The organism is Variovorax sp. 350MFTsu5.1 (assembly GCF_048302515.1).
Lineage (GTDB): Bacteria > Pseudomonadota > Gammaproteobacteria > Burkholderiales > Burkholderiaceae_C > Variovorax > Variovorax guangxiensis.
Genome location: NZ_CP157621.1, coordinates 423,201 through 449,118, shown reverse-complemented (window position 1 = coordinate 449,118; position 25,918 = coordinate 423,201). Strand labels below are relative to the sequence as shown.

Annotated in this window: 21 protein-coding genes and 2 pseudogenes; 13 read left to right on the top strand and 10 right to left on the bottom strand. The window is 65.6% G+C overall.

Translation table 11 applies throughout. The features are described 5' to 3' along the window. Nucleotides 1–56: 56 nt before the first annotated feature. Nucleotides 57–716 (bottom strand): annotated as a pseudogene (locus ABL843_RS33545) (IS630 family transposase); the annotation flags it as partial. 112 nt (nt 717–828) lie between these two features. Further along, nucleotides 829–1,087 (bottom strand): annotated as a pseudogene (locus ABL843_RS33540) (helix-turn-helix domain-containing protein); the annotation flags it as partial. 200 nt (nt 1,088–1,287) lie between these two features. Between ABL843_RS33540 and ABL843_RS33535 the strand changes: the two are divergent. Both ABL843_RS33535 and ABL843_RS33530 read left to right on the top strand, forming a co-directional pair. Beyond that, nucleotides 1,288–1,752 carry a PaaI family thioesterase gene (locus ABL843_RS33535; protein WP_418120669.1) on the top strand — a complete coding sequence of 155 codons (465 nt, stop codon included), beginning with the start codon at nt 1,288–1,290 and terminating at the stop codon, nt 1,750–1,752. Nucleotides 1,753–1,754: 2 nt separating this feature from the next. After that, complete coding sequence (locus ABL843_RS33530) at nt 1,755–2,207, top strand: nuclear transport factor 2 family protein (protein WP_418120668.1); 453 nt, start codon at nt 1,755–1,757, stop codon at nt 2,205–2,207. Here the strand turns inward: ABL843_RS33530 and ABL843_RS33525 are convergent. Further along, nucleotides 2,204–2,704: a MarR family winged helix-turn-helix transcriptional regulator gene (locus tag ABL843_RS33525; RefSeq protein WP_418120667.1), complete on the bottom strand. Its 501-nt coding sequence runs from the start codon at nt 2,702–2,704 to the stop codon at nt 2,204–2,206. The genes ABL843_RS33530 and ABL843_RS33525 overlap by 4 nt on opposite strands. 490 nt (nt 2,705–3,194) lie before the next feature. Between ABL843_RS33525 and ABL843_RS33520 the strand changes: the two genes are divergently transcribed. From ABL843_RS33520 to ABL843_RS33495, 6 genes are all read left to right on the top strand, one after another. After that, complete coding sequence (locus ABL843_RS33520) at nt 3,195–3,416, top strand: hypothetical protein (RefSeq protein WP_418120666.1); 222 nt, start codon at nt 3,195–3,197, stop codon at nt 3,414–3,416. Nucleotides 3,417–3,701: 285 nt separating this feature from the next. Beyond that, entirely contained in the window at nt 3,702–4,103 is a 402-nt protein-coding gene (gene panD, locus ABL843_RS33515) for an aspartate 1-decarboxylase (RefSeq protein ID WP_418120665.1), read from the top strand. A gap of 15 nt (nt 4,104–4,118) precedes the next feature. After that, nucleotides 4,119–4,613 carry a hypothetical protein gene (locus ABL843_RS33510; RefSeq protein WP_418120664.1) on the top strand — a complete coding sequence of 165 codons (495 nt, stop codon included), beginning with the start codon at nt 4,119–4,121 and terminating at the stop codon, nt 4,611–4,613. 189 nt (nt 4,614–4,802) lie between these two features. Beyond that, nucleotides 4,803–5,690 (top strand): LysR substrate-binding domain-containing protein, encoded by an 888-nt coding sequence (locus ABL843_RS33505; RefSeq protein WP_418120663.1) that lies wholly within the window; start codon nt 4,803–4,805, stop codon nt 5,688–5,690. A 79-nt stretch (nt 5,691–5,769) separates the two neighbouring features. After that, nucleotides 5,770–7,758 carry an aconitase family protein gene (locus ABL843_RS33500; protein WP_418120662.1) on the top strand — a complete coding sequence of 663 codons (1,989 nt, stop codon included), beginning with the start codon at nt 5,770–5,772 and terminating at the stop codon, nt 7,756–7,758. 27 nt (nt 7,759–7,785) lie between these two features. After that, nucleotides 7,786–8,754: a Bug family tripartite tricarboxylate transporter substrate binding protein gene (locus ABL843_RS33495; RefSeq protein WP_418120661.1), complete on the top strand. Its 969-nt coding sequence runs from the start codon at nt 7,786–7,788 to the stop codon at nt 8,752–8,754. Nucleotides 8,755–8,921: 167 nt separating this feature from the next. On the opposite strand, the gene ABL843_RS33490 is transcribed toward ABL843_RS33495, so the two are convergent. From ABL843_RS33490 to ABL843_RS33465, 6 genes are all read right to left on the bottom strand, one after another. Beyond that, a complete protein-coding gene (locus ABL843_RS33490; RefSeq protein ID WP_418120660.1) occupies nt 8,922–9,599 on the bottom strand; it encodes a hypothetical protein in 678 nt (225 codons plus the stop codon). Between the two features lie 132 nt (nt 9,600–9,731). After that, nucleotides 9,732–10,124: a chorismate mutase family protein gene (locus ABL843_RS33485; protein WP_418120659.1), complete on the bottom strand. Its 393-nt coding sequence runs from the start codon at nt 10,122–10,124 to the stop codon at nt 9,732–9,734. An 11-nt stretch (nt 10,125–10,135) separates the two neighbouring features. Further along, nucleotides 10,136–11,185 (bottom strand): Bug family tripartite tricarboxylate transporter substrate binding protein, encoded by a 1,050-nt coding sequence (locus ABL843_RS33480; protein ID WP_418120658.1) that lies wholly within the window; start codon nt 11,183–11,185, stop codon nt 10,136–10,138. A 253-nt stretch (nt 11,186–11,438) separates the two neighbouring features. Beyond that, complete coding sequence (locus ABL843_RS33475; protein WP_418120657.1) at nt 11,439–13,313, bottom strand: phage integrase family protein; 1,875 nt, start codon at nt 13,311–13,313, stop codon at nt 11,439–11,441. A 1,515-nt stretch (nt 13,314–14,828) separates the two neighbouring features. Next, entirely contained in the window at nt 14,829–15,914 is a 1,086-nt protein-coding gene (locus tag ABL843_RS33470; RefSeq protein ID WP_418120656.1) for a ParB/RepB/Spo0J family partition protein, read from the bottom strand. Between the two features lie 342 nt (nt 15,915–16,256). Further along, nucleotides 16,257–17,411, bottom strand: a complete 1,155-nt coding sequence (locus ABL843_RS33465) for an AAA family ATPase (RefSeq protein WP_260319657.1) — start codon at nt 17,409–17,411, stop codon at nt 16,257–16,259. A 656-nt stretch (nt 17,412–18,067) separates the two neighbouring features. Between ABL843_RS33465 and ABL843_RS33460 the strand changes: the two genes are divergently transcribed. Then, the gene (locus tag ABL843_RS33460; RefSeq protein ID WP_418120655.1) at nt 18,068–19,441 is read left to right on the top strand and encodes a RepB family plasmid replication initiator protein; all 1,374 of its coding nucleotides are present in this window, start codon (nt 18,068–18,070) and stop codon (nt 19,439–19,441) included. Between the two features lie 83 nt (nt 19,442–19,524). On the opposite strand, the gene ABL843_RS33455 is transcribed toward ABL843_RS33460, so the two are convergent. Then, a complete protein-coding gene (locus ABL843_RS33455; protein WP_418120654.1) occupies nt 19,525–19,803 on the bottom strand; it encodes a hypothetical protein in 279 nt (92 codons plus the stop codon). 580 nt (nt 19,804–20,383) lie between these two features. Here ABL843_RS33455 and ABL843_RS33450 point away from each other — a divergent pair. From ABL843_RS33450 to ABL843_RS33435, 4 genes are all read left to right on the top strand, one after another. Further along, on the top strand, nt 20,384–22,387 hold the full coding sequence (locus ABL843_RS33450; protein ID WP_418120653.1) for a histidine-type phosphatase: 2,004 nt from the start codon (nt 20,384–20,386) through the stop codon (nt 22,385–22,387). Nucleotides 22,388–23,085: 698 nt separating this feature from the next. Next, a complete protein-coding gene (locus ABL843_RS33445) occupies nt 23,086–23,880 on the top strand; it encodes a GntR family transcriptional regulator (RefSeq protein ID WP_418120652.1) in 795 nt (264 codons plus the stop codon). Beyond that, entirely contained in the window at nt 23,877–25,628 is a 1,752-nt protein-coding gene (locus ABL843_RS33440) for a fumarate reductase/succinate dehydrogenase flavoprotein subunit (protein ID WP_418120651.1), read from the top strand. The genes ABL843_RS33445 and ABL843_RS33440 overlap by 4 nt, the downstream gene beginning before the upstream one ends. Nucleotides 25,629–25,677: 49 nt before the next feature. Beyond that, nucleotides 25,678–25,911 (top strand): 4Fe-4S dicluster domain-containing protein, encoded by a 234-nt coding sequence (locus tag ABL843_RS33435; protein WP_018904228.1) that lies wholly within the window; start codon nt 25,678–25,680, stop codon nt 25,909–25,911. Nucleotides 25,912–25,918: the final 7 nt, after the last annotated feature.

Genomic DNA, 25,918 nt, shown 5'->3' with positions numbered 1-25,918 from the left:
CCACGTGCTCCCGAAGCGCCAACTCGACTACGAGCCTGTGGAATCGCCAGTGCAGGCTAGTGTGCTGTCCCGCTGATACGCGAGCAAAGTCGATGCAGCTTTTCGAGGATGGAATCGGCGGTGGCAGTCCAAGCGAATGGTTTGCAGGACTTGTTGTATGACGCGACGAAGTGATCGATCTTGGCAACGAGGTCCTTGACCGAAGAGAACGAACCGCGGCGGATGGTCTTGTCGGTGATCAGTCCGAAGAAGCGCTCGACCTGGTTCAGCCACGAGCTGTAGGTCGGGATGAAGTGCATGTTCCAGCGCGGCCTTGTGGCGAGCCAGGCACGCACCTTCGGATGCGAATGCGTGGCGTAGTTATCGACGATGCAGTGGATGTCCAGCTCGGCTGGCACCGACTTGTCGATAGTGCGCAGGAGCGCCAGGAATTCTTGGTGCCGATGGCGTGGCTTGCACTCGGCGAGTACCGCGCCGTTGAGAACGTTCAGGGCCGCAAAAAGCGTCATCGTACCGTGGCGAACATAGTCATGCGTGACCCCTTCGACATATCCCAGACCCAGCGGTAGCATCGGCTGTGTGCGCTCCAGCGCCTGGCATTGACTCTTCTCGTCCACGCACAGCACCAGTGCGTTGTCCGGCGGACTCAGATACAGCCCCACGACATCTCGCAGCTTCTCGATGAAGAACGCGTCGGTGGACAGCTTGTTGGATTCCACCGATCTCTGACCCTAGATTTCCATCGAATACTGACCCACCCGCTTTGTGAGCCTGAAGGCTTCACGGTGTGGATAAGTGCTTGATGTTCTCCTTTTTAGATTGAGGTGTGTGGATCTGTCGCAGATTGCGCCGCTGTTTCCGCGATTTGGTGGCCTCGATCGCGAGCCAGGTCGCGAGCTTGTCGGCATAGGGATCGAGCTTGCTCGAGCTCGCCCGCTTGGCGTAGCGCGGCGCTTCTTCGCCGGCTCGTAGGTACTTCTTTTACGGTGTTGCGAGACAGGCCTGTACGCCTGGCTATCTCGCGGATGGACATCTGCTCGCGCAGGGCCCAGCGTCTGATGACACTCAATGTCGCCACGTCTATCACTCCTAGAATCCCCTGCCTTAAAAATGAGCAGGGTAGGGTTTTACGTGGGTCAGTCTTAGACGGAAATTACCGCGTTTAAAGGGTCAATTTTCAGTGGCATTCAACAACGCACCCATCCCGAACCACAGGGTGTTCAGGGCCAAGAGGATCGTCCAGCCTGCCAGTTGCATCGTCTTCACTTTAAGGTCAATAATATTGACATGAAAGATGCTACCGAAAAATCGCCGCCCGCCGAAGCCCCCGCGATCAGTGGACTGCAAGTGCTCCAGGCCATGCAGGCCGGGCGCATCGAGCGATCGAGCATCGCGCACACGATGCCCATGCAATTGACGAGCGTTCAGCCAGGCGAGGTCTGCATGATCGTCACGCCCGACGCGCGCCACCTCAATCCGGCGGGCATGGTGCACGGTGGCTTCGCGGCGACCTGCCTCGATGGCGCGGCCGCGCTGGCGCTTTTTTCTGCGTTGGACGCCGGCACGCCATATTCGACCGTGGACCTCAACGTGAAGTACGTGCGCCCACTGGTGGCCGGCATCGGCTATGTGGCCACCGCCCGCTTGCTCGAGAAGACGCGCAGCATGGGCGTATGCAATGCGGAGATTCGCGGCCAGGACGGCAAGCTGCATGCACTCGCTTCGGCGACGCTGATGATCAAGCCGGCCTGAGCATGCACTCATCGCGTGGTGAACTGTTGCATCTCGTGCGCGGGTGCTGTGCGGCCTTCGCGGCGAGCGCTCTCGATGCGCTGTGCGCGCTGGTCACGCCGGACAGCGAGTTCGAAGCCCCCGGGCTCCCCGATTTCATGCCGTGGGCGAGTGCCCATCATGGACGCGACGGCGTCCGCAGGTTCGTTGCCGCCCTGGACGCGCACCTGATCTTCCACGCCTTCGAACCCGCGCGCTTCCTCGTCGACGAAGAGGCTGCATCAGCGGTCGTGGCCGGCAAGGCCGTGTGCACGTCACGCGCACCGCGGCGCCGCTACGACAACCAATGGGTACATCTCTTCGAAGTGGCGGCCGGCAGGGTCGCTCGGTTTCGCGAGTACCCCGACACGGCTGCACAGCTCGCCGCGATCCACCCCCGGTGGGCCGCCGGCCCGCTGTCTGTCCACGGCCGCTAGGCCAGCCGGGCCAGCGCGGTCATCACCTTGCGCCAGGCGTCCTGCTCGTTGGGCGACACCGTCTGCAGTGCGGATTCCATCGCCTCGCGTTCGTGTTTCGAGGCCAGCTTCTCGACGCGCGCGCCCAGCGCCGTCAGCCGCAGCCTCTTCGTGCGGTGCTCGTTCGCATCGCGTTCGGCCACGACGTAGCCGGCGTCCTGAAGGAACTTGAGAGGGCGGTGCATCGCCTGCTTCGTCACGCCCAGGAGTTCGATCAGCTGCCCGATCGAGATGCCTTCGGCGCGCGCCACCGCGTAAAGCAGGCGATGGTGCACGCGCGAGAGGCCGTGCTCCGCCAGGAAGGCATCGGCCTTGACCACGAGGCCCCGAAAGGCGAAGTGCATGAGCAGCAACGCGCCATCCTGTGGATGGAGTTCGCGCATGCCCGCACGGGCAACGCGCGGCAGTTCGAAAGCCGGGTTCGGCAGATGAATCGGCTTGGAGGAAGTCTTGGGCATACCTTGTCGTCACGCACGGGGCCATGCTCGGCGCGCCGGCGCAGCTTTTTCCGCGATGTGGCCGCGGAATCGCATCCGGCCAGTTGGCACGTCGGGAATGCCAGCAATCTCGACCCGCTTGGAAGCGCGGCAGTGGAGTTCACCAACCATCGCACAAGCATAGCGCAGGGTTCGCAGCACGTGCCGTTTCTCGCGCGAGGAAGTGGTCAGCTGGGCCAGCTTGCCGATCAGGTATGCGAAGACCACAGCCGCGCGAACTCGGTCGAGCGCAACTACCTGGCCGCGCGCACGGGCCGCAGGTGGCGCTCGGCGCGGCGATCGTGCATGCGCCCACTTCCGTGGCATTGCTTGCAACCGGTTGGGTCTGCCCCCCGCCCCTCGGGCGATCCAACGCTCTGTCGCGACGCGTGATCGACCAGATAGGCATCGACGCTCCGCGCACGACGTTGCGGCAGGGTCATGTCGCGATCGGATTGCCGACGCTGTCCCCATGGCCAACCACGCGGGCGGTGACGCCAGGCTCCTGCGCGATGGTCTGGGCCACCTGGTCAAGCACGCGGCGAAATGCGGTCTTGATCGTCGCACTGTCCGCATCGAAGGCGACCTGGCTGGGAACGCTGGCCTTCAGGGAGCCGTCCGGCTGTTCGACGATCTGCGTGCCGGCATCGACTGTCGGGCGGTGAGCTTGTTGCAGATGCTGCTCCAGTTGTAGCCGACGCCTGCTGTAGCGACCGCCCCCGCTGCAGCGCCGATGACCGTGCTCTTCTTGTCGCGGCCGATCGCTCGCCGGCTCCAGTCTCACACGAGCACCGGGCCGAAGCGCAAACACACTTCCAGGGCCAACAGCGCTCGACGCAGGCCCTCCTGCGCCTGGCGCTGCTGCCGGCATCCGCTCGGCTATCCTTCGCCCGCCGCGGCCGCAGGCGCTTTGCCTTTGCCGTGCCAGCGATGAACGCCAGACCGATCCACCTCTTGCCTGAGAGAAAGACCTCGCTCCATGTTCCGAACCTTGCTGAAGTCCAAGATCCACCGCGTCGCGGTCACCGACTGCGAACTGCACTACGAGGGCTCGTGCGCCATCGACGAGGACCTGCTCGATGCGGCCAACCTGGCCGAGAACGAGCAGGTCCACATCTGGAACATCAACAACGGCGAGCGTTTCGTCACCTACGCCATCCGTGGCGAGCGGGGAAGCGGCATCATCTCGGTCAACGGCTCGGCCGCACGCCGTGCGTCGGTCGGCGACCTGATCATCATTGCGGCCTTCGGCCTGGTGCCGGAAGACCATGTGAAGAGCTACAAGCCCAAGCTGGTGTTCGTGGACGGTGCCAATCGCATCAAGGAAGAGCGCGCCCACATCCCGGTGCAGGCCGCCTCGGGCGAAGCTGCCATCGCCTGAAGACGCCGAACACCCATGGCGATGAACGAGATTTCGGCCGATATCGTCGCGCAGGCCATCGAATTGCTCGGCGCGGACGGGGCGACCGAGGAACGTCTGGCCGATCAGTTCATCGCCCTGATCGGTGACGACATGGGCACCCGCCGCCTGCGCGACTGCATTCCCGAGGCCTTCGGTCTGGTGCTGGCGTCGCACCTGTGCCCGACCCTGAAGCTGCCGGACTATTTCCAGGCGCTCGATGCGAACGGGACGTGGCAGCGCATTCCACTGCGCGCCGAGCCCGCTTTCGTGCATGCCCTGCCGATCGCGCTGCACATCTTTCACCACGGGCCTCGGGCACGCTTTCGAAACATCGCCGACATGAGCTCCGTGGTCGCTGCCTTGAACAACGCCCTGAACGCAGGCGACTCGCTCGACGGATGCACCCTCCATGGTCCTCAGATGCAAGGCCTTCCGGCAAGCCTCTACGAGGTCCCAACCGATTCGGGGAACGATCCGCCAGGACACTGAGCTTCGGTAGACCGCGGCCTGCACAGGCCTTGGAGGAAGCACCTCCAGCTTTTGGTTGCTGCCTCGAGCAGCCGGCAAACGTCACCGATTTCTCGATCCGGTGGAACTGCTGCCCGGCATTCCATTACGCTTGCGCCGTTCAGCATCCTCTCCGATCCCCCAGACGACTTTCAGCCCCCGAGGCTCCACTTGTCCCGACGCATCGACGCCTACAGCCTGCGCCTTTTTGTCTCTGCCGCACGAGCAGGCTCGATCGTGCGCGGCGCGGAGCAGGAGCACATCGCTGCGTCGGCGCTGAGCCGTCGTATCGCCGACCTCGAGCACGCTTTCGGTACACCGCTTTTCGTGCGCTCGCCCCGCGGCATTGAACTCACCGAGGCGGGGCGCGTGGTGATGGCGCGCGGCGAGCGGATCGACGACGACCTGCAGGCGCTGGTACGCGAAGTGCAGACTGAGGGCGGCTCGGTGCGCGGCACAGTGCGCCTCTATGCCAACATGTCCGCCGTCATCGGTTTTCTGCCCGAGCGGCTGCACGCCTTCATGGCCACCCATCCGCAGGTCGAGGTATCGCTGCAGGAACAAGACACCCGCGACGTGGTCCGTGCCTGCCTGGATGACCGCGCCGATGTCGGTGTGGGTGTCGATCTACCCGTGCCTGCGGGCCTGGAATCGTGGCCCTTCGCCACCGATCCGCTGCAGGTCGTCCTGCCGGCCGGCCATGCGCTTGCACGGCGCAAGTCGCTGAGCTTCACGCAGGCACTCGAGCACCCCTTGATCGGTGTCCACCAAGGAGGCGCGCTCGACCGGTCGCTGCACGAACGCGCCGCGGCGCTGCACCGGTCGTTCGCACCCACCGTCTCGGTCAGCAGCTTCGATGCGGTCTGCCGCATGGTCGAGGCTGGACTCGGCATCGCAGTGATTCCCCAAAGCGCGGCCGCGGCCTATGCCGGGAACCCACGCTTCGTGCGCCGTCCACTCGACGAGCCCTGGGCGGCTCGCAAGCTGCGCATGTACGCGCTGCGCAAGACACCACGCCTGCGCGCGGTGGCAGCATTGATCGACGCACTGCACGGGTAAGCCCGGATCTCGCATCTTGCGAGAGCCCGTCTGCCGCATCGGCGCTTTTCGGTATGCGCCGGTGCCGTGAAGATTCGGCATGCCAGTCACATCGCCGGCCCATGGCGCCGCCCTCTCCTTTGCACCGAACCCTCTTTTCCTGAGCTGCTCGGCCAAGGTGGTCTCGCGCAGCCTTCGAGGCGAACGTGTCGTACTCGCCGAAGCCCGTCCGCTGCGCGACGATATCTCGACCGACGAGATCACACCGCTGCCGATTCTCACGCACTATGACGACAAGCTCGGCCGCTATCCTTACACCGGCTTGCGCGCCGGCGACGCCACGCCGATCGGCATCGACGCGATCCGCGCGCAAGGCGTCGAAGTGGTGGTCGCGGGCAAGCGCTACGGCAAGGGTTCGTCGCGCGAGCACAGCCCGGCCGCCGAGAAGCTGGCTGGCGTGCGACTCGTGATCGCCGAGAGCTTCGAGCGCATCTACCGCCAGAACGCCGACAACATCGGGCTGTTCACGTCCACCGACTTCCGCCTCGTCGCGCGCATCCAGGCCGGCGAGGCAATTCCGATCGAGGAGCTGGTGGCTGGGCGCGATGCGCTGGCCACCACGATCCTGAAGAGCGGGGGACTGCTACGCTTCGGGCAGCGTTTCATGCGCGAGATCTCTGCGCCGGCGCACGTGCAGGAAACGCGCCCGCGCACCCTGTTCGAGAAGATCGTGGCGCGCCACGCCTTGACGACCGAGTTGACCGAAGCCCGTCCGGCACCGGGCGACGGGGCCTTCGTGCGTGCCGACTGGCGCTTCATCCACGAGTACTACACGGGCATGGCCGCGCACATGCTGCATGCGACCTTCGGCCGCCCCCTCGCACTGCACGACCCGGCATCGATCCTCGTGTTCGAGGACCACACCTCCTACGTCGAGGAAAGCCCGGCCCATGTACACGACGGACTCGTGCCGAACGTGATGCGCATGGTCGGGGCGCAGCGCGAGTTCGCCTCGTCGTACGGACTGCACACGCACCGCACGCTCACCGAGGCACAGGCCGCTGCGGACGACGGCAGCAACGCCGCGGGCATCTCGCACGCGATGGTCGCGGAACACTACGCGCTGCCGGGCCAACTGGTCGTGGGCACCGACTCGCACACCCCCCACAGCGGTGCGCTCGGTTGCGTGGCCTTCGGCGTCGGCACCACGGACATGGCCAATGCCTTCGTTACCGGAGCCGTGCGACTGACGATGCCGCCATCACTTCGCGTCGTGCTCGACGGCCACCTGGCCGCCGGCGCGACGGCCAAGGACGTCGTTTTGCACCTGCTGGCCGATCCGTTCATCCGTGCCGGGGGGGGCGTGGGCAAGGTGTTCGAGTTCTGCGGCGCGGCACTTCGGCACCTCTCGACCGACGAGCGCGCGACGCTCACCAACATGACCGCCGAGCTCGGTGGGTTCACCGGCATCGTCGCACCCGATTCGGAAACGGTGCGCTTCCTGCGCGAACGCCGCGGCATTGATCTCGTGCTCGAGCCGTGGATGGCCAGCGACGAAGGCGCTGCGTACGCGCAGACCCTGCACATCGACTGCGCCATGGTGCCGCCAATGGTGGCTCGCCCTGGCGACCCCGGCAACGGCTTGCCGCTGACCGAGGTGGTCACGCCAGTGCGCATCGACATCGCCTATGGCGGATCCTGCACCGCCGGCAAGCGCGAGGATTTCGATCACTACCACGCGGTGCTGCGCTGGGCCGCGGACCGTGGCCTGCGGGTCGCGCCCGGCGTGCAGTTGTTCCTGCAGTTCGGCACCACCTCCGTGCGCGACCACTGCATCGCAGAAGGCTACATGGCCGCGTTCGAGCAGGTCGGCGCGCGCATGCTGCAGCCGTCCTGCGGCGCCTGCGGCAATTGCGGTCCCGGCGGCTCGGTCCGCGCCGATCAGGTCACGGTGAGCGCCATCAACCGCAACTTCCCTGGCCGGGGCGGACCGGGGCAGGTCTGGCTTGCGAGCCCACCCACTGTGGCCGCAAGCGCCATCGCGGGCGAACTCGTGTCGTTCGAGACGCTGCAACAGCGCTACGCATGAATTTCAAGACCCAGGAGACAACTCGCCATGAACCTCGACACCTTCACACGCCGCACCGCGCTGGCGGCATTGCTCGCCTGCGGCTGCGCCGGCGCGCACGCCCAATCCGACAAGCCGCTGCGGCTGGTCGTGCCGCTGGCGGCCGGATCCACGGTCGATGCCGTGGCGCGCGCGATCGCACCGGGATTCGGCAAGGCGACCGGCCACCCGGTCATGGTCGAGAACATCGTCGGCGCCGGCGGGATTCCGGGCACCAGCCAGATCGTGAAGGCGCCCAAGGACGGCCTCACGCTCGGGATGATCTCGTCGAACCACGTCATCAACCCCGGCATCTACAAGACCATCCCCTACGACAGCCTGAAGGACATCAAGCCGATCGCCGTGCTGGCGACCGTGCCGCTGGTGCTGGTGGTCAACCCGACATTGCCGGTCAAGAACGTGAACGAACTGCTCGACCATGCCAAGGCGAACCCCGGCAAGCTGAACTACGGTTCGGCCGGCAATGGCAGCACGCTGCACCTGGCGGGCGAGTTGCTGATCAGCGAGACCGGCATCGACATGAAGCACGTGCCTTACCGCGGGACGGGTCCCTTGATCACCGACCTCATCGGTGGCCAGGTCCAGCTGGGCTTCGTTTCGATTTCGCAGGTCGCGCCGCAGATCAAGGCCGGCGCGCTGCGAGCGCTGGCCATCTCGACACCGACGCGTTCCGCCGCGCTGCCGGATGTTCCCACGCTGGCGGAAGCCGGCGTGCGGAAATACAGCTTCGATGCGTGGATCGCGCTCATTGGCCCGGCAGGGCTGCCCAAGGCCATCGTCGACGCCGACCATGCCGCCATCAAGGCAGCGCTGGCATCACCGGAAGCGCAAGCGGCCGTGGCGGCACAAGGCCTCAACATCCTGCATACCGGGCCCGATCTCGCACCCACGTTCTTCCTATCCGAAATGACGAAGCATCAGAGGCTCGTGAAGCAGTCCGGCGCGACATTGGATTGAGACATGGGGTTTCCCGCATGGGCCGAACATCTCAGAAGCGAGCCGCAAAACGACGCGCAGCGCCTCGCCCGCGATTTCCTGCTGGCCTAGGTCGCCGCCGAAAAGGAAGGCCAGAGCGAACTCGGTGCGATCATCGGCACCTTCGAGATCCGCCTGGCAAGCCCGGACTAGGACGGCCCGCCGGCCCTCGGCGGTTGGCGCCGAGGGCCGGCGTTCGCCCAAGGACGGACAACGCTCGCCCTCACCGGTGATGCGGTCTGCTGCCGGAACTGACGTGCCACGGGACTGTCCCTCCAGACCACGGCCTTGCCTTCGTCGATGGCCTCGCGCCCGTAGAGGATCCAGCCATCGCACACGGTACCGATGGGCTCGATGACCTCGAAGCGCTCGGTGCGCGCAGCCGCGAACGACGCGAAGACGATGCCCGCGCCGTAGCGCCCTTCCTCCAGGCCGGCCTGGACTGCGAGCACCGTGGGTTCATGGACTTTCTCCGGCCAGGCGGACAGGTCGGCATAGCTTTGCGTGGCAGGCTGCACGCCCACCCTGGAGGCATGGACCTCGCTTCCCTTGGCCTGCACAAGCGCCATCGGCTGGCTCGGAGATACGAAGGCGTCGACCACCACCATGGCGCTGCGATAGGTGCCGGTGATCTCCGCTGCCGCGGGATGAACGGCGCATTGCAGCAGGTAGTCGGCTTCGCTGGCCACCAAAGCACGCGCGCCGCTGTGGAAGTCGTCGAACAGCGCCACGCGTGCGAGCTGTTCAAGTCCGTGCGCGGCGAGGTATTGCTCGAGAACGAAGTGGTGGTTGCTGCCTCGCGGGCCCAGTGTCGAAAAGATGATCATGTGCTTCAACGGCATAACAGGACGGCTAAAGGAGGGTCGCCTCCACCCGGAAGCCTCGCGAGGCGTGCGGCATCGGAGATGCCAGAGGGGCTGTGCCTCGAGACCCTTGCGGCCGGTGGAGGAGAGGCGGCTTCATGCAGCAGCGGCAGGTGCGCCGATGATCTCGTCCTCCAGCCTGCAGGTCTCGGCGATGATGAGTTCGTAGAGGGCGCGCAGGAACGGCGGGCTCATGCCGTGTTCGGCGGCAAAGGCCGCCGCACGCTCCTGCACCACGCCGATGCGATGCGGCTGCATCATCGGAATCGCATGGTCGCGCTTGTGCAGCCCGATGCGGCAGCAGCAGTCCAGCCGCTGTCTCAGGGTCTCCAGCAGCATGTGGTCCAAGCCGTCGAGTTCGTCGCGCAGTGACTGCAGGATCCGCTCGGCGGCAGTGCTCTGCGCGAAGGAAGATGAAGGAGAGACCGCCTCACGGGCCGCGGCCGACGCGTCCTCGCCGCCTTGCAGATGTTGGGATGGGGTAGTCATGCCAGCGCTCCTCATTCGAGCTTGATGCCCTGGCTCGCGATGATCTGCGCGAGCGCCGCCGTGTCAGCCTTCACCCGATGAAGCAATGCCTCGCCCGATATGCCGACGGCCTCGTAGCCGTGCTGGAAGAGTTTCTGCTGCACCTCGGGCGAGCGGATGATCTCCGCGAGGACCTCGTTCAGGCGCCGCGCGATGGGCGCCGGCAGGCTGGCGGGAGCGGCAGCCGCGGTCCAGATCTCAAGCTCGAACCCTTTGAGCCCCGCTTCCTGCAAGCTCGGATAGTCCGGCACGAGCGCAGATCGGCGCGCCGAGGTGACCCCGATCGCGCGCAGCTTTCCGGCCTTGACCTGGGGTTCGGCAAGGCCCGGCGGCAGCAGGGCGAGTTGCAGCTGCCCGCCGCCCAGTGCGGTGATGACCTGTGGATTGCCCTGGTATGGCACATGCACGGCACCGATGCCAGTGCGGGTCTTCAACAGTTCCATGCCGAGGTGGCCGATCGTGCCGATGCCCGGTGTGCCGTAGCTCCACTTGTTGCCGGCGGCGCGCGCCGCATCAAGAAAACCCCGCGCGTCCGTCTTCGCGACTTCAGGGGCTGCAGCGAGCACCAGCGGCGCCGTGCAGATGATGCTCAAGGGCACCAGATCCTTCTGCGGGTCGTAGGAGATCGACGGGTTCAGGACCTTGGCGATGGTCATGTTGCCGTTGATGAGAATACCCACGGTGTGCCGGTCGGAGGACTTCGCGACGATGTCCGCCGCGATGTTCCCGCTGGCGCCGGGCCGGTTCTCCACGATCACGGGTTGGCCCAGCGCCTTAGCCAGCGGTTCGGCAAGCACGCGCGCCACGAAGTCGGGTGAGGAGCCACCGCCGAAGCCCACGACCAGACGCACTGGTCGCGTCGGCCAGTTCAGCGCCTCGACTGGGGGACCGGAGGTTCCGGAGGAGCGCGCTTCAGCGCGCGCGGCGCTGGCGTGCTGCGCGCAGGCCGCGCCAGCGCATACGAGGGCGCCAGCCAGGCACATCAGGCGCGCGAAAGGTGATCGAGACAGCAGGAGGGACATGATGTTGGAAGTTGAAATGGGGGCGCCAGTCTTTCGTCGACCGCGCTCCCGATCAACTCCTGCTTGGTACGCAAGAAGCTGCCTATCACCTCCAAACGCGGCAGGCCCCGTCTGCCCCCTGACAAGCGCAGTGCCGCGCATGTGTGCTTGCCTGCGATGCAAGTTCGCTACGGCGCGCCAACAATCTCGACCTGCCGGCACACCGGCCGATGGCGAGCCCGTGCCGCACCGCGGCCGTGCAAGACACCGCCCTTCAGGACTTCGACAGGTACATCGCCGTGGTGGTCGGCGAGGCATGGCCGAGGTTGTTCTGCACCACCGCCAGCGATACCGGCGCACGCCCTTCTCTTCCACGCAGGGCATGGGCTCCATGGGAGTGCCGCAGCCAGTGCGTGCTGGCCTTTCTCAGCTGTGCGGCTTCGGCCGCTTCGAGGCCGAGCGCCGCACGCGCGAGAAAGGCCTTGATGGCCTGGTAGAGCCCCGAAGGCGACCAGGCGGCGGGATGCTCGGCCCCCGTGCCGAAGCGGGCCAGCAAAGGAACACCGCGGTTGCCGGGCGCATCCACCTGCCGATCAAAACCATGGCGCGCCAGCTCCTGCCCCAACTCATCGATCAGTTCGACCGGCACCGGCACCTGCCGACGCTCGCCGCGCTTGCCAGTCACCGACAACAGCCAGTCGCTGTCGCCGCGCCCATCGGCAACAGAGGATGGCCCCGGCTGCAGGTCCTCGCAGCGCACACCTGTGATCTCGGCCAGGCGCAGCCCGGTGGCATAAAGCCAGCGCATGCCCCGGCGCAGCCGCCGTCCAGGTTCGGTGTCCACATGGCTTCGCAACAATCCATCGAGGTGATCCCACTGCGCGAAGCTCAGCATCCGTTGGGCGCCGAGGCGACCCTGCGCATCGGGCGGCAGTGCCGATTGCGCAAAGGGATTGCCCACCACGTAACCCTGCTGCACCAGAAAAGCGAACAGGCTGCGAAGAATGATCAGCGACTGGCGCAGCGCGACCGGCGTCAGCGCGCCTTCCAGCGGTCGCCACATGGGGGACCAGCGCTGGTGATGGCGCGCACCGCACCACTGGGCAGGCGGATTCTCCAGAAAGGCCTGGTAGGCCTGTGCATCCTCGCTCGTGAGCGAAGAGAGCGCCTTGCCACGCTCCAGCACTGCCCACAGCAGCAGCCGCTCCGCTTCCTTTCGATAGGAGCGCTGCGTGGAACTCATGGATGTGCGGGTCGCGTCGGCGCTTCCCTTGGCAGCGAGCCACGCACCGACGGCCGCGTGGTCGTCGGACGCCGCAAGCCGGCAGACCTCCCGCGGGGCGCGGCACGCGCCCGCGCGGCCGTCCAACTCGGCGGGCAGCACGAATTTCTCGTAGGGCAACAAGGCGGTGGCGGCCGGCACGACCCCGTGCAAGACGGACGACGCCAATTGCGCGCGCGGCACGCTGGCGTGAGCGCTCACATGCAGTCCGAGCACCTGCTCGTTCGCGTGCAGCCAGTCCAGAATTCGCGCGGCCTTGCGCTGGCCCACGCCCGGCACCTGAACCCACCAGCGCGCCCCGCTGCGGTTGACGTGCGCCACCAGCGTCGCCAGTGTCGCCAGCCCCGCGCGCTCCAGCCGCTCGGCCAGTGCCGGATGCAGCCAGGCCGCCACGCTGTCTGCCGGGCGCGGGTCTTGGGCGACCAAGCGCTCCAGCCAGTGCAACGCCTCGAGCTGGCGCTCGATGACGCGCGCACGGCGCGAGGGCTGGCCGCGCCCCCTTCCCGATGCACCACCGCCTTGCGCGAAGGCCGCCTCGTAGGCCTCGATCTGCTCGGCTTCCGAGAAATCCTCCAGGCCCTGGGCTTGCGCGAACTCGGCCAGGCTCGGCAGCGCCGGCGTCGCGGTGAAGCGCTCGGGGTCCAGCAGGATCAAGCGCGCCGTACCCGGCTTGCGCTCGCGGCGCGCGGCTGCGGCAAAAGCATCCCGGATCCAGGCGATCGTGCGGCGCACGGTGCGCAGGTCGACATGCTCGCCCTCCAGCCGCAGGTAGCGCTCCCAGCTGGCGCGCTCGTCCACGCCCTGGGCGAGCGCACGCATGAAGGCGAAATGGCCGCGGTGGAGCTTGCGCGGAGGGACCTTCTTCACGGGGACGGCGCAGCTGCGGAGCCCGGTCGGCTCCTCCAGAACTTCCACCAGCGGCGCGGCTCGGTCTCCGGCGGTAGCGGCAACTGCTGGGCTCGGCTGACACGAACGCGCTGGCGCCACTCGACTTCCAATGCATGGGCGGCGCCATAGGCCCGCGTGTCCCCGCGCGCGGCACGCGCGCGCCACTCGCGGGACAGACGCTCGAGTGCGTCGTCGTCCAGCGACGCCAATTCTTCACGGCTCGGCACGGGGTGGCGACTCATCGGCTCAGCTCCCTCCCCCGCCCTTGCGGATCGGCGTGCGAGACGCTGACGGGATGCCAACCACTTTGCTCCGGCCCAGGTTGGCCCGCGCCCTGCCGCTCGCTATGGACACTGGCGTCACTGGCCCGCCCAACAGGGGACGTCCTTGTCCTGATACTCATGCTCACCGCAACCCCCATTTGCTTCGTATTCCTCGATGCTATCGGGACCCTGGGCCCAGCGAAATCATCTCGCCCACCTGCGTGTTTTCGCCGCTGAACAAGCAGATCCATTCCACCCAAGGCTGACATCATTCACATAATCATCAATGATAATTTGTGCTGTCGGAATGCGCAAAGCAAAGAAGGTAGGCACAGGTCCTTCGCTAAGTTATTGATCTATAGGAGTTTTTTACGGACGATGGCCGTGCCGCACGATCCGGTTCCCGCTGTGCTTCAGCATGCTGTTGAGCAGTTGCCTTCGCTTTGCGCTGCAACTGGCTGTCCAACTTAAGGATTCCGTCATAGGGCTCCGGCCGGCATCTCGCCCTCCTCTCACGGAAGGCTGCGGCCGGGGCGAGCGGCCGGCTGAATTGCTCGAGTCGATCCCAAGCAGTCCACGCGACCCGAGCACGTTTCTTGAGCATGCATCTCGTTGACACCAAGTCCATTGGACTGGACTTGCCGGAGCGAGCACGAGCCTGCCTTCTTGGACTGCGCATGAGGCCTGCGATCGCCACGCCTTCGGCACTCCCGGTCGCCGTATGTGCAACTTTTTGGGATTTGGGCGCACAACATCGTGAATATGGAGTGAGCGCAAACTTCAAGTCGAGTTTTTTGAGAAATCCTTCGGGATCTAGAACGGACGATGGCGAATTTGCAGGGAACCTGAGGTGGAAACCTGGTTTCCATCCTCAGGGAGCATTTGAAGTGCATTGCCATACACACGCAGGATCATCCGACCAGATCGCGAATCAAAAGCTGCAGTGACCGAGGGCGCCCTGTGCGCGGCGGCGGGTCGTCCAGCAGAAGGACATCCGGATCGAGCAGCCCCTCGCGCCCGATTGTTCGATACTTGGACTTGAGCGCCCCCAACGGAAGGAGGCACAGGAAAAACAGTCTGGCCGGGAAGATGCTGGAAGCCAGGCCACCGGCGGAGGATCTCGCTCATGTCGAGTGATGCCGCTGACCCGATTTCAGCCTGCCCCCTGCCCTGTCCGGCCACAGTGGGCACCATTTCCCAACGGTGCTCACGTGCCCGGTGGGGTCTCTGCTCAGCCGAGCAGCCGAACCTTTTGCAGAGTCTCGGACATGGATTTCAGCAATGCCTCCGGCGCGAGTTCGGACACGGTGCCAGGCAGCAAGGTCAATTTGATGGTGCCGTCGGGCGCCCGCAGGCAGGAGCCCACTGTCTTGCCTTCGCTCTCGATGGCGAGCTTTTCCGGCTTTGCGCCCGCATCCAGTCCCAGCAGTCGCGCCACCACCGCAGCTGGCGCGAGCTTCAGGCCACGCACCTTCTCGGCGCGCTTCAGGACGCTGCGGCGGTCCTTGTCGAGTGCCGCATTGAGCTGTTCTGCGTGCCGGTGCTGCACCTCGAGGGGACTGCGGAAACACTCGATCACGGCCGATGGCAGTTGCGCCACCATCAGCGCCTTGCGAACCCAGGTATGGCTCCTGCCCACCTTCTCGGCCAGCTGACGCTGGGTCGGGAACAGATGCTCGTCCAGTGCTCGCTGGTACATCACACCCTGCTCGTACGCGGAGAGATCCGAACGCTCCCGATTCTCACGGTCCATCGCCGTGAACAACTCGATGTCGCCCAGTTCGTCGAGCCAGATCGCGGCCAGCACGGGGATGCCGAGATCCAGGCATGCGCGATGACGCCGGTGACCGAACACCAGCTCGTAGCATCCCGGCTCATCCGCCAAGGCGCGCACCAGGATCGGCTGCACATTGCCACCGGCCTGCTCGATGTCGGCCTTCAGCGCAGCGAACTCCGAGGTCTCAAACGACGTGGGATGGCGATTGGCCCAGCGCGAGGCGCGGATCGTCGTGGGGTCGAGCTTGCGCGTGGGCGTCGAGCCATCGTGTTGAAGCAACCGCTCGCGCAGGGCCGCGAGCTCTCCTTCCACGGCCTGCATCTGGCCGCGGAATGCGAGCATCTGACCTGGTCCCGTGCGCGGGGCGGTGGTGCCTGTCTGGGCTGGTGGAAACCTGGTTTCCACCACGGGCGGGACAGCCACGCCGGGCAGCACCGGGGGTGCCGGTATGTGAGCGACCGGCGCTGCGGCAGCAGGCACCGGTTCGGGGATCGACAGTCCTGCGGTCAAGGCTTCGAGGCGTTTGCGTGTACTAGCCATTGGAATCTCCTTGGCGGTGGAAACCTGGTTTCCAGGCGAAGCGCTCGGCGCCCGATTGACGGAATGCGAATGCCCCCTGGCCTTGCGATCGCTGTGGAAACCAGGTTTCCACACGGCACGTACGGCGCCACGCCCAGGCCTGGAAACCAGGTTTCCAGGCAGGACCGACGGCCGAGGACAAACGACGCGAGATCCACCGCGCGCAGGAGCGTTCAGTCCTCCGCGAGAGACCGCCAGCCAGTTCGCCTGCCCCGTGAGGCAAGCGACGCGCTGCCGGTCGGTCCGTGGAAACCTGGTTTCCACCCGGCGTTCGCATGCCCTTCAAAAGAAGTGATGTCTTCCTCATTGCACCTGTGCCTTGTCCGACCAGCTGCTCACCACGGACTGCTCGACCAGGTCGACGAAGGCGTCATAGGCATCCGAAGCGCGCTTGTAGGTCTTGGCAGCGCCTTCGTACTTCTGCACGTCATAGACGGTCGCGAACTCGGCCGCCTTGTTGCTCGTCACGCTGGTCTTCGGGATTTCCACCGGCAGCGTGTATTCCCCATACGTGGCCTGGATCCACTGGCGCACGGCCGGCGTGGCCGGGTCGCTCGGGTCCACCCGGCTGAGCAGCACGTGGAGGAAGTCGAAGGCCTTGCCGGCCATGTCGCCGCCTTGCGCGTCGAGGTTGGCGCCCAGGTCTGCGAGCAGCGACCAGAACTGCGCGGACGAAGCGAAGTCCAGGCCCGAGGGCGGCACTGGGACCACGATCCCGTTGGCCGCCCACAGCGCGTTGATGGTCACGTAGGACAGCGAGGGGGGCGTGTCGATGACGATCACGTCATAGAGATCACGCACGCTTTCCAGGCCGGCGTTGAGCACATCCCAGAAACGCGCGCCCGGCTCCTGCATCTGCCGCGCCGGCAGTGCGAACTCGGCCGAGAAAAGGAAAGGGGCCGCGGCCACCAGGTCGAGCCCGTCCCAGTAGGTCGAGCGGATCGCGTAGCGGATGTCGGACTGGCTGCCATCGCACAGTGGTGCGATCGTCATGTCCTCGCTGATCTCCGCTTCGGGCAGCAGACCGTGCAGGGTCGTGAGCGATCCCTGCGGATCGGTGTCGATGGCCAGCACCCGATGGCCGCGCAGGCTCAGTCCCTGCGCCAGAACCATGGCGGTCGTCGTTTTGGCGACGCCGCCCTTGAAGTTGCCCACCGCGATCGTGAACGCCTTTTTCCCAGCCGGGCGCATCTTGTCGGCGCGGTAGGTCCGGGTCCAGCTGCGCAGCTCGCTGAGTTCGAAGTTGCGCTTGCCGCCGGCCGGCGTCAACCGGCCACTGGGCAGATCCTCCTTGGTGATGCGGTAAGCCACATGCGCCTTGTCGACGCCGCACAAGGCCGCCAGCTGGGCGGTGGAATAGATCGGCGCGACCTTGCGCGCTTCAGGCGCTAGCAAGCGACCACGAATCTGCTCGACCATCGAGCCGGCACGTACGGCCAACGCAGCGATACGCGGCATGTCGATGCGTGCGCGAGCAGGGGAGGGGGGCAGGGAAGAAGAGGAGGCGGACGTGGAAACCTGGTTTCCAGCACCGGCGGGGGCGGGCAATGCCATGAAGAACAGCCTTATTCGACAGAATTCAGCCATTCTATGGGATTCCGTCGAATGGACAAGATCCGCAAAGAGACCCGGCGATTCGACCCTGTCAATTGTGAGAGGGTTTGGGGACCAAGGTGAGGTTCTTTGGGGTTCTCTCTCGGGTGCCGGCGTCCGAGGCGAACAAAATCACCGTCGATCCGCCAACCACTCCTTCTTGGACCCGGCTTCAACCGCGTTCCTAGGGCGAACCCATGCGTTCACGGTCCCTTGACGGCCCCCATCGCTTGGCGCACCCCCAATCCACTCACGTCAAATCCCAACCGTCCACACGTCAAGCGCCTTCAAACCCCATCCGATCTCACATTCAATCCCAAAACCTCTCACACGAAATCCCAACCGTGCTCACATCAGTGCGTGCAAGTCCTTGTCAGCCTTCAGAAAATCACTCCGTCAAATCTTCAATCCTTTCAAGTGTTTCTTTTCAAAGTCTCAAGAGGCTTCTCGTGCATTTGTAAATTGACCGATTCACAAAACAACGGCATGATGTGAAACCGCAGATATCTGAAAGAGGCCCCATGGAAGACGGCGAAGTTCCGCGACAGCCGCCCAAACCGCCGCCGGCCCCTGATGAACAAAGCGTTGCCAAGGCCAACGAGGCCATCGCGATCCGACCCAAGCGGGGCCGCCTGACCCTGCTGTCGCGACGTATCTACAACGCGCTGCTCTATCACTCTCAACGCCAAGGCGTTGACGAACCCGTCTACAAGCTCGCCCTCAGTGAACTGATTGGCGATGCCCGTTTCAACTCCAACAACACGGAGCTGCTGAAATCGCACCTGCGCGACATGCAGGCAACCACCATCGAATGGTCGACCAGCGGCACCGGCCTGAAGCGCTGGGTGTCCTCCCAGTTGCTCGGAACCGTCACCATCGAGGAACAGGGCAGGGGCCGGCCCTGCACCATCACCTGGCGCTACCCCGAGGAGATCCGCGAACGGCTGGTCAAGCCACACCAGTACACCCGCGTGCTGCTGGAGATCAGCGGCCAGATGCGCAGCTACCCGGCCGCCGTTCTTTACGAGATCGGCGCACGCTACCTGAGTTCGCCAAGCCGGCTGTCCATGCGCGAGGACGTGCTCTGGTGGGCAGCCGTGCTCACTGGGCGCAGCGACATCACCGAGGTCGATTACCGCTTTCTCAAGCGCGATGTCATCAGCAAGGCACTGGCCGAGATCGATGCCCTCTGCGAGGACTTCAGCCTCGAACTCATCGAACACAAGCAGGGGCGGCGCGTCGAGGAGATCCAGTTCCGCGTCCTGCCCAAGCTGCAGCAGCGCCTGGGCGCCGCAGACGATCCGAGCCGCAACGTGTTCGACCTCGAACTCGTCGGCAAGCTCATCGCGCTCGGCCTGAAGCAGGACGAGGCCCAGGATCTGTATGCGACCACGGATGAAGGGCAGTTGCGCGGCACCCTCGAGCACGTGGAGCAACGCCTTCGCAGCCAGGCGCTACCGGAACTCAAATCGCCGGCGGCGTATTTCAAGGACGCACTCAAGAAGGGATATGCCGGGGTAAAGGGGGCGATCGAGGTCTCCGAGCCGGCATCCACCCCGGCGTTGGCCCGCAGCCGGCCCGCGGCCGAGCTCAGCGGCGAGGACCGCATGCATCGAATCCGCGAGCTGTGGGAGAACGACCGCATGCAAAAGGCCAAAGTGCTCTACAAGGAGATGCCCGAGGCCGCACAGGCCGAGATGCGATCGCGCTTCGAAACCGAGCGGCTCGGGCAGATCGCGGCACCCATTGCGCGTGCCTGGCGTCGCGACGGGCCGGCCAGCCGCATTGCCGCGACGACCTTCCATCGCTGGCTGGCACAGGTCACCTGGCCCGAGGAACCCTCCGACCGCGTGTTGCTCGACTTCGCGCTGGCCCAGGGCGTGGCTGGAATGTAGGTAGGTCCGCAAAACCCGCCCGCTCACGCCGGCCTCGCGGACCAGCGCGGCCCCTTCGACACCGCCTCGGACAGCCTGTCCCGTCAGCGTGCCTTGGACCTGTCGCCACCCGGCAGGAACAACCGGTGCCTCAGGCTCCAGATGGTGGCACCGAGACGCAGATGCCTCTCGACGTTGAAGTCGTAGGCGCTGTCATGCAGATCTTCCTTTGCGATCAGCTCGGCGATGACGTCGAGCGCGTCCGCCGGCGTGTACCCCAGGCCCTCGCGCCCCATCTCAACGATGGTGGCCAAAATCTTCGTTCTGTCCATAGGTAGGAGGGCCTGCGGAGAAGTTGGGTGCTGCACCTTGGCTTCGAGCATCGTGTCTTGCGCGCGCAAGGCACCGATACGGGAGGTGTCGGGACAGGACGATCATGTGGAAAGCAATGAGGCTGCTGCGTTGTCGACGGCCTCTTGTCAGCGAACGCAGATCGCTGCCGTGGTCATCCATCGGCTCTCGTCGCCGTGACCCCCGCAGGTGCTCGTTCGTGTCTGGCCCTCCGACGAGTGGACGGGCAAGGATGCGTTTGAAGAATATGGAATGAATGGACGTCCGATGGGCATTCCGTGAAGGGGGCGGATCCGACGCACGCAGCGCTTCGGGACATCGGAGCAGGTCCCGAAAAAATGAAGGTCACGGGAACGTCACGCACGCGTGAAAGCATTCCGGCCTTTTGTCCACCGGACTTCCCCCATGCGCCCGAACTCCGTCCTCCGCCGCGCCATTGCAGGCGTACCTTCTTCGTCCCTGGGTCTCCTCTCGCTCCTGCTGGCCTCCTGTGGAGGCGGCGGTGGTGGGAGCGCTCCCTTGGCGCTGCCCCCGGCGCCCACAGCACCAGCGCCGACACCAGCGCCGACACCAGCGCCGTCACCGGCAACGACGCCCGCCAGCGTCAGCGGGATGGTGGTGGGAAGCTACTTCATCAATGCCAAGGTCTGCCTCGACACCAACGCCAACGGTCGCTGCGACGCCGGGGAGTCCTCGACACGCACGGACAAGCAGGGTGCCTTCACGCTCACCGGTTCAGGCGCGGGGATCGTGGCCGAGATCGGCACCGACGCCACCGAATTCGACCCGACCACATCGGCCTCAAAGCCCGTGAGCGCGCGGCTCGTGCTGCGCGCGCCGAAGGAAGCCCCGGGCGTGGTGGATTTCCATTCGACCGCGGTGGTCGCGGAGATGGAAGCAGGCGGTCTCGATTTCAAGGTGGCCAGCAGCAAGGTTGCGATCTCGGTCGGTGTAGTGGCGGCCAAGCTGCTCGGCGATTTCAATACCGAGAGCGATCCGGTGGCCAAGGCGGCGCTCCAGGCCGCGTCCGACGAAGGACTGCAGCGCATCCGCGACGCACTGGCATCGGCGACGGCCGACGACGACATCCGGGCCGTGCTGACGGCTGCCGCCCTGACCGACCGCTACTACCAGACCAAGGCGCCGTACCGCGCCCAGCAGGACGTTAGCACCTACGAGGTGGCGCCAGCTGGCTTTTCGCCGGTCTACACCCAGATGATCGCGCGCCACGGATCGCGCGGCCTGTCCAGCCTCAAGTACGACCTGGCCATCTACAACATGTGGAAGAAGGCGCAGGACGATGGCGCGCTGACCCCATTAGGCGAGAAGCTCGGCCCTGATGTGCTGAAGATCATGAAGGCCAACTTCCTGCTCGGCTACGGCGTGGCGGGCATCAGCACGCCGGGCTACGGCAATGAGACGCAGGTGGGCATCAACGAGCACACGCAGCTCGCGGCACGTCTGGTGCAGCGCCTGCCCGCCTACTGGAAGCAGGTTGCCGACAGTGCCGGATCGGCGCCGCGGCAGATCGTGACCGTGACCTCCGGTGTCGATCGCGCGGTCGACAGCGGCAACTTCTTCGTGCAATCGCTCAAAGCTACACAGCCCGCGCTGGCACCGCTGGTCACCTATCCGGCGGCACCGGGGCCCTACCCTGATGCCGGCGCCGCGGTGAGCCAGCCGGCGGGCACCAACCGCTTCCTGCTGTACTTCCACAAGCTGGTGAAGGCCACCGACCTGGTGAGCAAACCGGCCGATCCCCTGTACACGACCTACCAGGACAGCCAGGCCTATCAGGCGTACAAGTCAGGCGATGCCGACCTGCTTGCCAAGCAAAGTGGCCTGACGCTCACGCCCGAGGCGACGGCGGCCGGCCGCTTGCTGCTGGAGCGGCTGTTTGCCAGGAGCTTTGTCGACAAGATCGCCGACGGCACCTACAGCTTCGCCAACTCCGGCAGCTTCAGCTATACGAGCGACGATGGCAAGTTCTCACCCAACCTCAGCGGCGACGGCAAGACCACGATCAAGTCGCTGGGCGACGCCGGATCGCTGATGTACGAGCTCTACGTGATCGCGCCGGCGATGCGCAGCGAGGCCGGCGTCGACTTTGCCGCCTACATGCCTGCCACGCAGGCGAAGTTCTTCGCCGCGCTGAACGACGGGTCCGATTTTTACGACAAGGGCCCCGGCATGAGCGAGAAGGGCGACATCACCTCGCGCATGTCGCAGATCCTGGTGGACGACATGTTCAACGAGGTCGATGCGATCGAGCGCGGCGATCGCTCGCATGCCGCCAAGCTGCGCTTCGCGCATGCGGAGATCCTCATGCCCTTCGCTGTGCGCATGGGCCTGAAGGGCGTGGACCAGAGCGTTCCCAAGACCGCGGCCTTCAGCTACGTGGGCAATGCATGGCGCGGTGAATACGTTTCGCCCATGGCCGCCAACATGCAGTGGGACGTGTACGCGGACGCCAGCGGCAAGCTGCTCGTGAAGATGCTCTACAACGAGAAAGAGACCGACTTCAAGGCCGCCTGCGACGGCGCGAAGAAGGCGGGAACCGCTCACTTCTACGATTACACGGCACTGAAGACCTGCTACGGCCACGTGGCTCCCTAGCGCCTTGCGGCGAACGAGCGGGCCGGCGGCGAGTCGGCCATGTCCCCACGCGGGGAAGCAAAGGCGGGTACATGAGGAGGCAATCGCGATGGTGGCCGATGTCGCCATGCCTGCGGACAGTTCGACAGTTCGCCCTATCCCAGGCTCCCAGGCTCTCAGACCCTCAGCCCCGCAAGGCGCTTTCAGCGAGGTTGGATGCCCGGCTGACGTGGGGCCGCAAGACGATCCCGCTGCTCGGGAGCTGGCCGCTTCGCGCTGGCGTCTCGGCCATGGAACCAGCCGATCGCCGTCGGCGCTTTTCCCCGAAGAGCCTGCTGCCTTTGGCTTTGTCCTTGCGTCAATCGTTTGCCGACCGGTGCAGCGACCCTCCAACGCAGCCTGAGAAGTCCGGACGGAAGCACGCGCTGAGCGTTGCGCTCGTGTGGTTCGACCGCGCTGGCACCAGCCCGTGGGGCAGGCGGCACAGCCGTGCGCGCGTCGACGGGGCCGGGTGATCAGGGCAGCGCAGCACCGCCGCGTGCAATGCCGAAAAAACCTTTCCGGCAGGCGCTTTCCATGGCGGATGCTGCCAGAACGGGAAGCGTGCCAATAGGCGTCGAATGATTAACGCATATCGAAGCACGTTTTTCGTATTTAACGAACGAAGCATCGCTGCCTAGCATCCGGTCTCGTCCAACCGGTCATAACAGGTCAGCCAGATGTCATCCGCCAAGGCGTTCGAGCCCATCGCCTTTTCCCCCGTTCCCCTCTATACCCAGGTGCGCGAGACGCTGCGAGAGCGCATCCTCGACGGCAGCTACGCACCGCACGCGCAGCTGCCTTCGGAAAGCGAGATGGTGGTGCTGTTCAAGGTCAGCCGCATCACGGTGCGCCAGGCATTGAGCGACCTCCAGCGCGAGAACCTGATCTTCAAGATTCCGGGCAAGGGCACCTTCGTCGCCAAGCCCAAGGCGTTCCAGCACCTGGGCCAGCTCGAGGGCTTCGCCGAGGCGATGGTGCGTATGGGCTACGAAATCCGCAACCAGGTCACGAGCCACAAGACCGTGCCGGCCGCGCCGCGCGTGGCACAGCGCCTGGGTCTGGCCGAGGGCGCCCCGGTCGCGCAGATCAAGCGCGTGCGCCACCTCAACCGTTCCCCGGTGTCCTACGAAGTGACCTACCTCCCGCATGCGATCGGCGAGCGACTGCGCCAGGCGGATCTGGCCGGGCGCGACATCTTCCTGATTCTGGAAAACGACTACGGCATCGCGCTCGGCCACGCCGATCTGCAGATCGACGCGATGCTCGCCGACGAGGTGCTCGCGCGGGCGCTGGTGGTGGCCGAAGGCACGGCCGTGCTGCGGGTGGAGCGGCTGACCCACACAGCCGGCGGTACACCGCTGGATTTCGAAGACCTCTACTTCCGCGGCGACGCCTTCCAGCACCGCCTGCGCATCGCGCGTGCGACACCGGCGCCCGCGCAAAGCAGCCACACCCCGAAGGGCAGCCCATGAACATCGTCACCCGCATCGTCGACGTGCTGGTCATCGGCGGCGGCACCGCCGGCCCAATGGCGGCCGTGAAGGCAAAGGAAGCCAACCCCGCGCTCGACGTCCTGCTGCTTGAGAAGGCCAACGTCAAGCGCAGCGGCGCCATCTCGATGGGGATGGATGGCCTGAACAATGCCGTGGTGCCCGGCTTTGCTACGCCCGAGCAGTACGTCAAGGAGATCACCACCGCCAACGACGGCATCGTCAACCAGAAGACGGTGATGGCCTATGCGCGCAACAGCTACGCGATGATCGAGGAGCTCGACCGCTGGGGCGTGAAGTTCGAGAAGGACGAGACTGGCGACTACGCGATGCGCAAGGTCCACCACATGGGCACCTACGTCCTGCCCATGCCCGAGGGCCACAGCATCAAGAACGTGCTGTACCGGCGCCTCAAGCGCGCGCGCGTGGAGATGTCGCAACGCCTCGTGGTCACGCGCCTGCTCACCGCGCCCGACGGCGCGATCGCAGGGGCGATGGCCTTCGACTGCCGCACGGCCGAGTTCCACGTGGTGCGCGCCAAGGCCGTGGTGTTGGCCACCGGCGCAGCCGGGCGACTGGGCTTGCCGGCCTCGGGCTACCTCTTCGGCACCTACGAGAACCCGACCAACGCAGGCGACGGCTACAGCATGGCCTACCACGCGGGCGCCGAGCTCTCGGGCATCGAGTGCTTCCAGATCAACCCGCTGATCAAGGACTACAACGGCCCCGCCTGCGCCTACGTGGCCGGGCCTTTCGGCGGCCACACCACGAACAACAAGGGCGAGCGCTTCATCGAGTGCGACTACTGGAGCGGCCAGATGATGATGGAGTTCTACAACGAGCTCCAGGGCGGCAACGGACCGGTCTTCCTCAAGCTGAACCATCTGGCCGAGGAGACCATCGCCACCATCGAGCAGATCCTGCACACCAATGAGCGGCCGAGCCGCGGGCGCTTCCATGCCGGTCGCGGCACCGACTACCGCGCGCAGATGGTGGAGATGCACATCTCCGAGATCGGCCTGTGCAGCGGGCATTCCGCTTCGGGCGTGTGGGTGGACGAGCATGCGCGCACGACCGTGCCCGGCTTGCATGCCGCCGGCGACCTGGCCTGCGTGCCGCACAACTACATGCTTGGCGCTTTCGTCTACGGCCGGCTTGCCGGAGAAAGCGCGGCACGCCACTGCGCCGACATCGAACTGCCCGAGCTCGACGGGGACCAGGTTGCGCGCGAGCACGCCCGCGTGAGTGCGCCGCTCGTGCGTGGCAGCGAACAGGGCAGGGCGGGGCTGCCGCCCGCGCAGGTCGAATACAAGCTGCGCCGCATGGTCAACGACTACCTGCAGCCGCCCAAGGTGACGCGCAAGATGGAGATCGGCCTTTCGCGCTTCGAGCAGATCCACGAGGACCTGGAACAGCTCAGCGCCGCCGGCCCGCACGAACTGATGCGCGCGATGGAGGTGCATGCCATCCGCGACTGCGCCGAGATGGCCGCGCGCGCTTCGCTGTACCGCACCGAAAGCCGCTGGGGGCTCTATCACCACCGCGTGGATTTCCCCCAGCGCAACGACCGCGAATGGTTCTGCCACGCACAGTTGCGCAAGCAGGGTGAAGCGATGGTGAGCTTCAAGCGCCCGGTCGATCCCTACATCGTGCCGCTGGATGCGCACGAGATGTCGGCCTACCAGCATCTGCGTGTACCCACCGTGGCCGGTGAGACCGCCGAGGCCTGAGCTTCGGCGCACGTCCTTGCACAGCATCCACGACAAGAAGAGAACCCACATGCCACTCGCTTTCAACCCCACCAGCGTGCCCGTGCGCGTGGACGAGGACAAGTGCATCGCCCACAAGGGCTGCACGGTCTGCGTCGACGTCTGCCCGCTGGACGTGCTCGCCATCGATCTCAGCAAGGGCAAGGCCTACATGAAGTTCGATGAATGCTGGTACTGCATGCCTTGCGAGAAGGACTGCCCCACAGGCGCGGTCACCGTCGACATTCCCTACCTGCTGCGCTGAGCCGCAG